Origin of the sequence: Mesorhizobium sp. WSM3868, assembly GCF_002294785.1 — a bacterium.
Taxonomy (GTDB): domain Bacteria; phylum Pseudomonadota; class Alphaproteobacteria; order Rhizobiales; family Rhizobiaceae; genus Mesorhizobium.
On sequence record NZ_NSGB01000002.1, the window covers coordinates 594947 to 607585 of the forward strand.

Here is a 12639-nt window from a genome sequence, read left to right on the forward strand (position 1 = left end):
GTCGTCAAAAAAGTGCGGGTGCGCCGGCTACATCAATCTTTGCCCGTCCGACCCAAAATAAAGCGGCGAGCGATAGCGGATCGTCACTCTGTCCCCCTTTGCGAGCGACGTGTCGGGATCGGTCAGCGTTACCAGCTTCTTGGCGCCCACCGTGACATGCAGATGGTTCTGGTCGCCGAGATGCTCGACCCAGTCGACGACGCCGTCGGCATGGCCGTTCGCCGCCTTCTCGATCGCGAGATGTTCGGTGCGCGCGCCGATCGTCGTCGTACCGGTGGGCGCGGCGCCGTCGGGCAGCAACCCTGCCGGCAGAAGGTTGATCGCCGGCTGGCCGAGGCGGGCCGCGACATGAAGGTTTGCCGGCTCAGAATAGATCGCGCGCGGCGTGCCGATCTGCACCAGCACGCCCTCGGAGAGGATGCCGATGCGGTCGGCCATGGTCATCGCCTCGATCTGGTCATGCGTGACGTAGAGCATGGTGGCGCCGAGCTCGGACTGGATGCGCTTCAGCTCGAGCCTGAGATCGGCGCGCAGCTTGGCGTCGAGCGAGGACAGCGGCTCGTCCATCAGATAGATCGAGGGCTTTCGCACCAGCGCGCGGCCGATGGCGACGCGTTGCATCTCGCCGCCCGAAAGCCTGGTCGAGCGGTTGTTGAGCTTGTGGTCGATGCGCACCATCCGCGCGACTTCCTCGATGCGGCGGCGGATCGCTTCCTCCGGAAAACGCCGCGCCGGCGAGCGCAGCGGGAAGGCGAGGTTGTCGAAGACCGAAAGATGCGGGTAGAGCGAATATTGCTGGAAGACGAAGGCCGTGTCGCGCTCGGCCGGCGACAGCCCCGTCGCATCGTAGCCGCCGATCTGGATCGTGCCGCTGTCCGGCCGCTCGAGCCCTGCGATCAGCCTGAGCGTCGTCGTCTTGCCGGCGCCGGTCGGGCCGAGCAGCACGACGAACTCGCCGTCCTTGATCTGCAGGTCGAGATCGCTGACCGCGACTGTCTCCCCGAAGCTCTTGGTCACACCCTGAATCTGCACGTCAGCCATGGCGCGCCTCCACTGCCTGATCGTACATGGCGGTTTTCACCGCGCGTCCAGTGCCTTTCTCGAACAGCGACAGCCGCGCGCTGCTCAATGCCAGCCCTACCTGTTCGCCCGTATTCAGATGGAGTCCGGCCGGCACCCGGGCCTTGATGATGCCGTCAGCCGTCTCCACCGCGACGATCTGCGTGGTGCCGAGATATTCGGTGCCGTAGATCGCGCCGCGCAGCTTCGAAGCATCATCGAAGCGGATGTGCTCGGGGCGGATGCCAAGCGCCATGTCGGCCGGCGCAATATCCTCGCGCACTTCCGGGACCGTCACCCTGGCGCCCTGCACGACGATTTCCTTCGCACCCTTCGCGAGCCCACCGCCGAAGCGCAAGAAGTTCATCGGCGGCGAGCCGATGAAATCGGCGACGAACATCGTGGCCGGCCGGTCGTAAATCTCGCGCGGGCTGCCGAACTGCTCGATGACGCCGTGGTTCATCACCGCTATCTTGTCGGCCATAGACATCGCTTCCATCTGGTCGTGCGTGACATAGACGGTGGTGGCGTGGATGCGGTTGTGCAGCTCGCGCAGCTCATGCACCATCAAATCGCGGAACTCGGTGTCCAGGGTCCCAAGCGGCTCATCCATCAGGAAACATTTCGGTCGCCTGACGATGGCGCGGCCGAGCGCGACGCGTTGGCGGTCGCCGCCGGCAAGACCGGAGACCGACTTGTCGAGCAGGTGGTCGATGCGCAGCAGCTTCGCGGTCTCCTCGACGCGCGTGCGGATCTCGGCCGACGCCATGCCTTGCGCCAAGAGCGGGAAGCCGATGTTCTTGCGCACATTCATATGCGGATAGAGCGCGAAGAGCTGGAAGACGAAGGCGATGTCACGCTCGCGCGCCCGGCGCATGGTGACGTCCTCGCCGCCGAGCAGGATCTTGCCGCCGGTGGGCAGTTCGAGGCCGGCGATCATGCGGAGCGTCGTCGTCTTGCCGCAGCCCGACGGCCCGAGCATGACGAAGAACTCGCCATCCTCGACGACGAAATTGGAATCCTGCACGGCGACGAACTCGCCGAAGGCCTTCCTCAGATTCTGAACACGGATCTCGGCCATTTTTATTCCGGGAATTTCGAGACGACGATGAACATGGCGGTGCCGGCGAGCATGGTGACGAAGGAATAGCTGTAGAGCGACAGCGCGAAAGGCTGGAACAGCATCAAAAAGCCGATGGCGATGATCGCGGTGGCGATGTTTTCCATCAGGCCGCGTCTTGCCCAGACGGGCCAACGCGATTTGCGTTTTGCAGGCTGGATCGTGCTCATTTGCGTACCGCGCCGAAGGTAATGCCGCGCAGCAATTGCTTGCGGAGCAGTATGGTGAAGACCAGGATCGGCACCAGGAATATCGTCGTGCCGGCGGCGACTGCCGGCCAGTCCTGGCCGCCTTCGCCGATGATGGTCGGGATGAAGGGCGGCGCGGTCTGCGCCGTGCCGGAGGTCAGAAGCGCGGCGAAGGCATATTCGTTCCAGGCAAAGATCAGGCAGAAGATGGCGGTCGCGGCAATGCCGGTAGTCGCCTGCGGCAGCACCGTGCGCCAGAAGGCCTGCAGCCGCGTATAGCCGTCGATCATCGCCGCTTCTTCGTATTCGCGCGGGATCTCGTCGATGAAGCCCTTGAGCAGCCAGACCGCCAGCGAGACATTGACCGCGGTGTAGAGCAGGATCATGCCGAGCGCGGTGTCGGAGAGGCCGAGCTCGCGGTACATCAGGTAGATCGGGATCGCGACGGCGATCGGCGGCATCATGCGCGTCGACAGGATGAAGAACAGGAGGTCGTCTGCCAAAGGCACCTTGAAGCGCGAGAAGCCGTAGGCCGAGAGCGTGCCGAGGAACACCGCGCAGAAGGTCGAGCCGAAGGCGATGATCAGCGAGTTGACGAAGCGCGGCAGGAAGTTCGACGGGCCGGCGATCACCATGTTTCGCTTGCGCACCGTCTCGTCGCAGAAGCCGGTCGCCGGTCCGAGCGCGTTGATATATTCCGGCGTCTGCCTGGTGCGCGTCGTGAACAGGTTGCAGTAGCCTTCGATGCTCGGCTGGAAGACGATCTTCGGCGGATAGGCAATCGAATCCGGCGGCGTCTTGAAGCTGGTGGCGAAGATCCACAAGAGCGGCACGATCGAGATCAGCGCGTAGCCGACGACGAGCACGCCGGCGATCCGCTTCGAGTTCGTCGAAGGTGCGACGACGGAATGGGCGGCGGTCAGGCTCATCTCTGCTTCACCTTGTTGAGTGCCTTGACGTAGATGTTGGCAAGGCCGAACACCGCGACGAACAGGACGATGGCGAAAGCCGAGGAATAGCCGGTGCGCCAGCTTTCGAAGGCCTGCCGCTTCAGCGTGATCGAGGCGACCTCGGTGGTCGAGCCCGGGCCGCCGCCGGTGAGCAGGTTGACCATGTCGAACATCTTGAAGTTCTCGATGCCGCGAAACAGCACGGCCAGCATGATGAAGGGCAGCGCCATCGGCAGGGTGATCGACCAGAACTGCCGCCAGTTGGAGGCGCGGTCGACCTCGGCCGCTTCATAAATGTATTCTGGGATGGAACGCAGGCCCGCGAGGCAGATCAGCATCACGTAAGGCGTCCACATCCATGTGTCGACGATGATGATCGCCCATGGCGCCAGCTCGACATTGGACAGCATCTGGACATTCGTCGGCGGGATGCCGGTGAGGAACGAGACGGCGTAGGCGAACAGCCCGATCTGCGGCTCGTAGAGGAAACGCCAGAAATTGCCGACCACCGCCGGCGACAGCATCATCGGCACCAGGATGATCGTGGTCCAGAAGGCGTGGCCGCGGAATTTCCGGTCGATCAGCCAGGCGAGCGTGAAGCCGATCACCGTCTGCAGCAGGATGGTCCAGAAGACGAAATGCGCCGTCGTCTGCATGGCGATCCAGATATCCTGGTCGCCGAGGATGCGCCTGTAGTTGGAAAGCCCGAGATTCTTGACCACTTCGTTCGGGCGGTTGGCGCGGTAATTGGTGAAGGAGAGGTAGATCGCCCAGAACAGCGGGAAGATGTTGATGGCTAAAAGCAGAAGGATTGTCGGCGAAATGAACAGCCAGGCGAGGCCCTTGTCGCTGATGCCCCGGATCTTCTTGGCCAACGGTTCGGGTGTGGCCCGTGCAGCGTTGTCCGCAGTCCGATTGAGCATGGTTAGTCCTGCATCGGTCACTGGTCAGCCTCGGCGCTGGAATTTATCTGAACTGCGTCCCGTGCCAAGGCGGCACGGGACGCACCTGCTCGGAGGAGCCTTACATCTTGCCGTCGTCCTGGAAGATCTGCGTCCAGTCCTTGACGAGGCCGTCGAGCGCATCCTTGGCCGAGCCCTGGCCGGCGACGACATAGTCGTGGAAGCGCTTCTGCGAGGCCTGCAGCAGCGGCGCGTAGCTCGGCTCTGCCCAGAAGTCCTTCACGATCGCCATGGAGTCGAGGAAGGCCTGCGCATAGGGCTGGCTGGACGGGAACTTCGGATCCTTGACGACGGAATTCAGGCAGGAATAGCCGCCGAGCGACCACCACTTGGCCTGCACGTCCTTGTTGGCGAACCACTTGATGTATTTCAGCGCCGATTCCTGCTTGTCGGAGTAGGAAACCACCGAGATGCCCTGGCCGCCGAGCTGCGCGAACTGGTCGCCGTCGGGACCTTTCGGATTGGCGAAGTAACCGATCTTGTCGCCGCCGACATTCTCGTCCTTCTGGAGGCCGGGCCAAGTGAAGGCGAAGTTCATGTGCATTGCCACCTGGCCGGATTTGAAGGCATCGACGCCTTCGCCCATGTAGCTGTTGGAGGCGCCGGGCGGCGTGCAGCAATCATAGAGCGCCTTGTAGAATTCTAGCCCCTTCACCGACTTCTCGGAATTGACGAAGCCGTCCATCTCATAGGGCTTCTTCGGGTTCTCGTACTGGAAGCCGTAGCTGTAAAGCACGTCCATGGCGCCCATGGTGATGCCTTCCGAGCCGCGCTCGGTGTAGATCGAGGCGCCATAGACGGTCTTGCCGTCGATCTGCCGCTTCTGGAAGAACTCGGCGATCTGCTTCAACTGGTCGAAGGTCGTCGGCGGAGCGAGGTCCCAGCCATACTTCTCCTTGAACTCCTTCTGCAGTTCCGGCCGCGAGAACCAGTCCTTGCGATAGGTCCACCCGACCACGTCGCCCATGGCCGGCAGCGCCCAGTAGTTCGGCGTGTTCTTCGGCCATTCGGAATAGCCGACGACGGTCGCCGGCACGAAGTCGTCCATGCTGATCTTCTCCTTGTCGAAGAAGTCGTTCAGCTTGACGTAATGACCGTTCTCGGCCGCGCCGCCGATCCACTGGCTGTCGCCGATGATCAGGTCGCAGAGCTTGCCGTGTGAGTTGAGCTCATTGAGGAAGCGGTCGGCATAGTTGGTCCACGGCACGAATTCGAACTTCATGCCGATGCCGGTTTCCTTGGTGAAGTCCTTGGACAATTCCACGAGCGCGTTGGCCGGATCCCAGGCCGCCCAGCAAAGCGTCAGGTCTTCCGCATGCGCCGCGTTCGAGACGGCGGTCGACGCGAGTGCCGCCGAGGCCAGTCCCAACGCCAGTTTCAAGGTCGATTTCATGCCTTACCTCCCATTTGCGAAACGCGTCCGGATGACGGTTTCAAAAGCCTCAACCTCGCTCCTCCGAGGGCCTGAACATGGCGCGCGTCGCGCCGCCGATGTTTAGTAATTTGTTTAGTGATGCTCTTTTTACTAAACAACGCAAGCGAATTCGTTGCTGCGCCGCAGCATGACGAAGGCGGTGCTTGAAATCGTTGGGAAATAACTGTCGGTGCCTTGGCGGCTCGTAGCTTCAGCCGGCTACTTGACGCTCTTCGGGCCCACCGTGACCGGCCGGATCCGCGGCGCCGGAGGCAGCAGCTCGCGGATGTCGGCAAAGGGGAAGACGGGCTCGAACCGAAACGCCTCGGCCAGCGCGCCGGGCGCGCCGTTGCATTGGCCGGCGCGGAACGCGTTCTGCATGCGTGCACCGTTGAGATAATGCTCGGGCCCCTGTGAGCGATGCGCGAGAATCGCCTGCCCCTTGAGGTCCCAGTGGCTGGAAATGTCGACGTAATGCGTCGGCGAGAAACCTGTGCCGCCCAGCGTGTCGGCATGCAGCACCGGTACCTCGAAGGACGCCGCGATGCGCACGCCGTCCGACAGCGCGCGGTGGTCGCCGTGATAGTCGTTCGGCGCATGCGTGATCGCGAGGTCCGGTTGCACCTCGCCGATCAGCGCCTTGAGTGTGTCGATCAATGCGGCATCCGCAACCAGCGCCCCGTCGGGGAAACCGAGGAAACGCGGTGTGACGCCGAGCAGGGTGGCCGCCTCGGTCGCTTCCTCGCGCCGCGCTTTGACAAGCGCGGCCGGATCGCCGTTGCCGCCCTTGGCGCCGTCCGTGGCTATCGCAAAAGTCAGCTCTGCGCCTAGCGCGGCATAGGCGGCCAGCGTACCGAACATGAATATCTCGATATCGTCGGGATGAGCCCCCAGCGCCAGTATCTTCACTTCTTTTCTCCCGGATATGGAACGTGCCGAACGGAATCCTGCTCGCCCTCGTCGCCTATGCAAGCTATTCGTGGAGCGATGCCGTCATCAAGAGCCTGGGCGGGCAGTTCACCGTCTTCGAGATCGGCTTCTTCGTAACCTTGTTTGCCGGCTGTTTCCTGTTCTTCACAAGGCCTGCCGATGAGCGCTGGCGCGACTTCTGGCGCACCAGCCGGCCCTGGGCCGTGCAGGCCCGCGCCTGGGCGGGCATCGCATCTGGCGTGCTCAGCGTCTATGCCTTCACCACCATTCCGCTGGCGGAAGTCTATGCGTTGATTTTCCTGGCGCCGTTGTTCGTCACCATCCTCTCCACTCTCATCCTGAAGGAGAAGGTTGGGCCGTGGCGATGGCTCGCCGTGGTCGCCGGCTTTGCCGGCGTCATGCTGGTCGTCAGGCCGGGTTTCCGCGAACTTCATCTCGGCCACCTCGCGGCCTTTGCCATCGCCTTTCTTGCCGCCACCAGCGTCATCCTGATGCGGTCGCTGGCGCAGCAGGAGAAGCGCACCACGATGCTCGGCGTGCTTGTCGGCTATGGCCTGCTCTTCAATGGCCTCGGTGTGGCGGCAACGTCGTTCACCTTGCCGGATGGCAAGCAGCTGATCTGGCTGGTCATGGCCGGCGCCTTCACCGCCGGCGGTCAGCTGTTGCAGCTTCTCGCGGCCAAATACGCGCCCGCCAACCGGATCGCGCCGACGCATTACTCGCAGATCGTCTGGGCGGTGGTGCTGGGCTCGTTGTTCTTCCGGGAAGATCCCGACCTGCTGACGCTGGCCGGCCTTGCGGTGCTCGGCGCCTCGGGCCTGCTGACCATGGTTCGCGAGGAGGTACGGCTGGGCACCGTGCGCTGGAACCCGTTCACGCGCACCAGGCTTTAGGCAATTCCGGGACAGGTTGCGCGCTCACCGTGGCCGCTGATATGCGGACGCCATGAACAGAGGAATTTTGCCGGAACTCCCGGTATCCGCCGTGCTGCCGGCGCTCGGCGAGGCGCTCGCCGGGCGCAACAACGCCGTGCTGGTGGCGCCGCCCGGTGCCGGCAAGACGACGCTGGTGCCGCTGGCGCTGCTCGATGCGCCCTGGCTCGGCGAAAGCAGGATCGTGCTGCTGGAGCCGCGCCGGCTGGCGGCCCGCGCCGCCGCCCGCCGCATGGCCGAGCTTGTCGGCGAGGAGCCGGGCGGTACAGTCGGCTATGCGATGCGCATGGAGAACCGCACTTCGCCGCGGACAAAGATCCTCGTCGTCACCGAAGGCGTGCTGTCGCGCATGATCCTCGACGATCCCGAACTGCCCGGCGTTGCGGCGGTAATCTTCGATGAATTCCACGAGCGTTCGCTCGACGGCGATTTCGGCCTCGCGCTGGCGCTCGATGTTCAGGGCGCGTTGCGGCCGGATCTGCGCCTGCTGGTGATGTCGGCGACGCTCGACGGCGCGCGCGTCGCAAAACTACTGGCGGGGGCGCCGGTGATCGAAAGCGAGGGCCGCGCCTTCCCGGTCGACATCCGCTATGACGAGCGGCCGGCCGGCATGGCGGTCGAGGACGCGATGGCCAAGGCGGTTCGCTCGGCTTTAGCCGCCGAGCAGGGCAGCGTGCTCGCTTTCCTGCCCGGACAGCGCGAGATCGAGCGCACCGCAGAGCGGCTAGAAGATCGCCTCGGTGCCGATACCGACATCGTTCCGCTCTATGGCCAGTTGGACAACAGGGCGCAGGATGCCGCGATCAAGCCGGCGTCGCCTGGCCGCCGTAAAGTGGTGCTGGCGACCTCGATCGCCGAGACCTCGATCACCATCGACGGCGTGCGCGTCGTCATCGATTGCGGCCTGTCGCGCCTGCCGCGCTACGAGCCGGCAAGCGGCCTGACCCGGCTGGAGACGGTGCGCGTCAGCAAGGCTTCCGCCGATCAACGGGCCGGCCGCGCCGGACGAACGCAGCCGGGCGTCGCCATCCGACTGTGGCGTGCCGAGCAGACGGCGGCGCTGCCCGCCTTCACACCGCCGGAAATCCTCGAGGCTGACCTTTCCGGCATGTTGCTCGACTGCGCCGCTTTCGGCGTCGCCGATCCGTCGAGCCTGTCCTTCCTCGACCCGCCGCCGGCGCCGGCGCTCAACGAAGCGAGGGTCTTGCTCAAAGCGCTGCATGCAATCGATGACGCCGGCCGCTTGACGGAGGCGGGCGCGGCGATGCGCAAGCTTGCCCTGCCCGCGCGGCTCGCGCACATGGTGGCGGAAGCGGCTGAGATCGGGCAGGCGCAGGAAGCGGCGATGCTTGCCGTGCTTTTGACGGAGCGCGGGCTTGGCGGCGACAGCGCAGATTTGGAACGACGGCTGATCCGCTTCCGCGCCGAAAAATCGCCGCGCGCCGGTGCCGCCCGGCAACTTGCCGCACGCCTGGCCAAGCAGGCAGGCGGGGCAAGGGCAGACTCGCCAGCCGCGCCCGGCGCCTTGCTGATCCATGCCTGGCCGGATCGTGTCGCCAGAGCCCGCGGCGAGCGCGGCCGCTTCGTGCTCGCCAACGGTTCCGGCGCGATGGTCGATGCTGCCGATGCGCTTGCCGGCGAGAGCTGGCTGGTCGTCGCCGATCTGCAGGGCAAGGCGCAGAATGCCCGTATCACCGCCGCCGCGCCCGTCGACGAGGCGGTTATCCGCACCGCGCTTGCCGACCGCATCGAGACGAAGCGCGAGACGAGTTTCGACCGCGAGCGCCGCGCCGTGCGCGTGCGCGAGACGGCGCGGCTCGGCGCCATCACCCTTTCCGAGCGCATGCTGCCCGCACCTTCCGGTGCCGAGGCCGATCGGGCCATGCTGGACGCCATGCGCGAGCACGGTCTGTCGCTGCTCGACTGGGGCAAGGAGGCGGAAACGCTGCGCCAGCGGCTCGGCTGGCTCTATCGCGGCCTCGGCGCGCCGTGGCCCGACGTCTCGGACCAGGCGCTTCTCGGCCGTCTCGACGACTGGCTGCTGCCTTTCCTTGCCGGCGATGCCTCCTTCGCGGCGATCAAGCCGGCGGCGCTTGCAGCAGGCCTGATGTCCCTGGTCCCACACGATCTGCAGCGCAAAGTCGACGCGCTGGCGCCGACCCATTTCGACGCGCCCTCGGGCAGCCATGTGCCGATCCGCTATGATGGCGAATGGCCGGTGCTGGCGATCCGCGTGCAGGAGCTGTTCGGCCTCGATCGCCATCCTTCGGTCGCGGGCGGTACGGTGCCGCTGACTCTGGAGCTGTTGTCGCCGGCGCATCGCCCGATCCAGACGACGCGCGATCTGCCCGGCTTCTGGCGCGGCTCGTGGGCGGATGTGCGCACCGATATGCGCGGTCGCTATCCTAAGCATGTCTGGCCGGAAAACCCGCTGCTGGCGGCCGCCACCAGCCGCGCCAAGCCGCGCGGGACATAGGTTCGTGCCGCTTTCGGCGGGCCATTCGCGTTAGTGGGCAACGCGCGTTGGCGATTGGCGCAAACGCCCATCACTTCGTCATCCACGGGCGGAGCAAGGAGCGAAGCGACGCGCAGACCCGAGGATCCATTCCGTTAGCTTGACCGTAAAAATGCAGCGGAACAGAATTCTGAACCATCGCAAAGCTTCGAAGTCACGGAATGGATCCTCGGGTCTGCGCTCCGCTTCGCGTCGCTCCGCCCGTGGATGACGAAATCGCGAGGGGCCTCGGCCAATCATCAAGCGCTCATGATGGTGAACCGAAACAACGGCCGCTGACCGGTCAAGTCGCCGTCACAGCGCTACTAGCGCTCACCCTCCTGCGGCTATAATCGTAAGTCGATGATCAATATTCTGCGCGCGCCCGATTCCCAGCAGAGCCAGCGGCTGCGGCTCAACACGCTGATCCGCCTGCGCTGGCTGGCCATCGTCGGCCAGAGCATCGCGGTGCTCGTCGTCGCCTACGGGCTGAAATTCCCGCTTCCGGTCTCGCTGTGCTTCGCGCTCATCGCCTGCTCGGCCTGGATGAACCTCTGGCTCACCTTCCGCTATCCCGCGGCGCATCGGCTGACCCCGCTCTCGGCCTTCGTCATCCTCACCATCGACAGCCTGCAGCTTGCCGGCCTGCTCTACATGACCGGCGGCCTGACCAATCCGTTTTCGGTCCTGCTCTCGGTGCCCGTCGTCATTTCCGCCGCATCACTGCCGCTGCGCCTCACCGCGGTGCTCGGCGCGCTGGTTATCGCGGCGGCCACGCTGCTTGTGTTCTTCCATCTGCCGCTGCCCTGGTACGAGGGCGCGCCGCTGTCGATGCCCTTCATCTATGTCGCCGGCATGTGGATGGCGGTGTTCGCCTCGATCGCCTTCACCGCGATTTACGCCTTCCGCGTCGCGGCCGAGGCACGCCTGCTCGCCAACGCGCTCGCCGCCACCGAACTGGTGCTGCAGCGCGAGCAGCATCTTTCGGCGCTCGACGGCCTCGCGGCGGCCGCCGCGCATGAGCTCGGCACACCTTTGGCCACCATCACCGTCGTCGCCAAGGAAATGGAAAAGGCGCTGGGCGAGGATCCAAAATTCAGCGAGGACGTGAAGCTGCTGCGCTCGCAGAGCGAGCGTTGCCGCGAGATTTTGAAGCGGCTGACCAGCCTGTCCTCGGAAGGCGAGGCGCATCTTTCGCGTCTGCCGCTGACCTCGCTGGTCGAGGAAGTGACGGCGCCGCACCGCGATTTCGGCATCTCGATCCGGCTGCGCCCCGGCGAGCGCATCGGCCCGGAGCCGGTCGGGCAGCGCAGCCCGGGCGTCATCTACGGGCTCGGCAATCTGGTCGAGAACGCCGTCGACTTCGCCAAGGACACGGTCACCGTCAGCTGGAACTGGGACAATGAGGAGGTCTCCTTCTCGATCATCGACGACGGGCCGGGTTTCCCGCCGGAAATCATCGACCGCATCGGCGAGCCCTATATGTCGACGCGCCAGGGGACAGAGGCCGGTGGCGGCCTCGGGCTGGGGCTTTTCATCGCCAAGACGTTGCTGGAGCGCTCGGGCGCGACGATCGATTTTCGCAATTCGAGCGGGCTCGGCGAGGGGGCGGTGGTGCAGATCACCTGGCCTCGCGGCGTCTTCCTCAATCCCGAGCATGCCCCGGGCACCGCATTCGACAATGCGTGAGCCTATGCATTTGGCGCATGGCAGCTTTGTTGCCGGCTGTAAAATTGGACATTGCTGTTGCAGAATTGTATCTGCGTAAAAGTAAGGCAGTAGGATGCTGACGGAAATGAGCGCAGAAGAACCCACCGGCGCAATGGTAGAAGGCGAGGACACCTCGCTACTGATCGTCGACGACGACAAGCCGTTTCTCACCCGGCTCGCCCGCGCCATGGAAACCAGGGGCTTCGCGGTCGAGACGGCGGAGAGCGTGGAAGAGGCCGTCGCCAAGGCGCGCGCACGTCCGCCGGCCTATGCGGTGGTCGACATGCGGCTCGGCGACGGCAACGGCCTCGACGTGGTCGCCGCCATCCGCGAGAAGCGCGACGATTCCCGCACCATCATCCTGACCGGCTACGGCAACATCGCCACCGCGGTGACGGCGGTGAAGCTCGGCGCCGTCGACTACCTGTCGAAGCCTGCCGATGCCGACGACGTATTTGCCGCGCTGACCCGCACCGCGGGCGAGCGCGCCGCACCCCCGGAAAACCCGATGTCGGCCGACCGCGTGCGCTGGGAACATATCCAGCGCGTCTACGAAATGTGCGACCGCAACGTCTCCGAGACCGCGCGCCGGCTCAACATGCACCGGCGCACCCTGCAGCGGATTCTGGCAAAGCGGGCGCCGCGGTAACCTGCTTAAACACGCGCACGATGCTGCCGATGGCAGGTGTCGAAGGCAGCGCTGGCGATTGGCGAAAACCGCGATGAAAGCGCCCCTCTCCCCGTCATACGGGGAGAGGATGCCGGCAGGCAGGTGAGGGGCGGCGCCGGCGCTTGCAAGCAGGCGACGGTGACCGACCGGTCCAGTGCTTGCCCGGTCGTGCAAAGTTTGAGCATCATCGCGAAGGACAGCGGCCGACGG

Annotated in this window: 11 protein-coding genes; 4 read left to right on the forward strand and 7 right to left on the reverse strand. The window is 64.9% G+C overall.

What is annotated here, in order from left to right; genetic code table 11:
• Positions 1 to 27: 27 nt before the first annotated feature.
• The 7 genes from CK221_RS06090 to CK221_RS06120 all read right to left on the reverse strand — a co-directional run bounded on the left by CK221_RS06090 (position 28) and on the right by CK221_RS06120 (position 6602).
• Complete coding sequence (locus CK221_RS06090) at positions 28 to 1041, reverse strand: ABC transporter ATP-binding protein (RefSeq protein ID WP_095777042.1); 1014 nt, start codon at positions 1039 to 1041, stop codon at positions 28 to 30.
• Positions 1034 to 2140, reverse strand: coding sequence for an ABC transporter ATP-binding protein (locus tag CK221_RS06095; RefSeq protein ID WP_095777043.1), 1107 nt, complete (start codon positions 2138 to 2140; stop codon positions 1034 to 1036). The genes CK221_RS06090 and CK221_RS06095 overlap by 8 nt, the downstream gene beginning before the upstream one ends.
• 2 nt (positions 2141 to 2142) lie before the next feature.
• Complete coding sequence (locus tag CK221_RS06100) at positions 2143 to 2349, reverse strand: hypothetical protein (protein WP_095777044.1); 207 nt, start codon at positions 2347 to 2349, stop codon at positions 2143 to 2145.
• Positions 2346 to 3296 carry a carbohydrate ABC transporter permease gene (locus CK221_RS06105; RefSeq protein ID WP_067003501.1) on the reverse strand — a complete coding sequence of 317 codons (951 nt, stop codon included), beginning with the start codon at positions 3294 to 3296 and terminating at the stop codon, positions 2346 to 2348. The genes CK221_RS06100 and CK221_RS06105 overlap by 4 nt, the downstream gene beginning before the upstream one ends.
• Entirely contained in the window at positions 3293 to 4240 is a 948-nt protein-coding gene (locus CK221_RS06110; RefSeq protein WP_095777045.1) for a sugar ABC transporter permease, read from the reverse strand. Before CK221_RS06110 ends, CK221_RS06105 begins: the two co-directional genes overlap by 4 nt.
• Positions 4241 to 4340: 100 nt before the next feature.
• Positions 4341 to 5672 (reverse strand): extracellular solute-binding protein, encoded by a 1332-nt coding sequence (locus CK221_RS06115; RefSeq protein WP_067003505.1) that lies wholly within the window; start codon positions 5670 to 5672, stop codon positions 4341 to 4343.
• A 240-nt stretch (positions 5673 to 5912) separates the two neighbouring features.
• Positions 5913 to 6602, reverse strand: a complete 690-nt coding sequence (locus CK221_RS06120) for a PIG-L deacetylase family protein (protein ID WP_067003507.1) — start codon at positions 6600 to 6602, stop codon at positions 5913 to 5915.
• 23 nt (positions 6603 to 6625) lie between these two features.
• Between CK221_RS06120 and CK221_RS06125 the strand changes: the two genes are divergently transcribed.
• The 4 genes from CK221_RS06125 to CK221_RS06140 all read left to right on the forward strand — a co-directional run bounded on the left by CK221_RS06125 (position 6626) and on the right by CK221_RS06140 (position 12408).
• Positions 6626 to 7516, forward strand: a complete 891-nt coding sequence (locus CK221_RS06125; protein ID WP_095777046.1) for a DMT family transporter — start codon at positions 6626 to 6628, stop codon at positions 7514 to 7516.
• Between the two features lie 52 nt (positions 7517 to 7568).
• Positions 7569 to 10031: an ATP-dependent helicase HrpB gene (hrpB, locus tag CK221_RS06130; RefSeq protein WP_095777047.1), complete on the forward strand. Its 2463-nt coding sequence runs from the start codon at positions 7569 to 7571 to the stop codon at positions 10029 to 10031.
• A 381-nt stretch (positions 10032 to 10412) separates the two neighbouring features.
• Positions 10413 to 11738, forward strand: a complete 1326-nt coding sequence (locus CK221_RS06135; RefSeq protein WP_095777048.1) for an ActS/PrrB/RegB family redox-sensitive histidine kinase — start codon at positions 10413 to 10415, stop codon at positions 11736 to 11738.
• 106 nt (positions 11739 to 11844) lie between these two features.
• Entirely contained in the window at positions 11845 to 12408 is a 564-nt protein-coding gene (locus CK221_RS06140; protein ID WP_040974834.1) for an ActR/PrrA/RegA family redox response regulator transcription factor, read from the forward strand.
• Positions 12409 to 12639 lie beyond the last annotated feature (231 nt).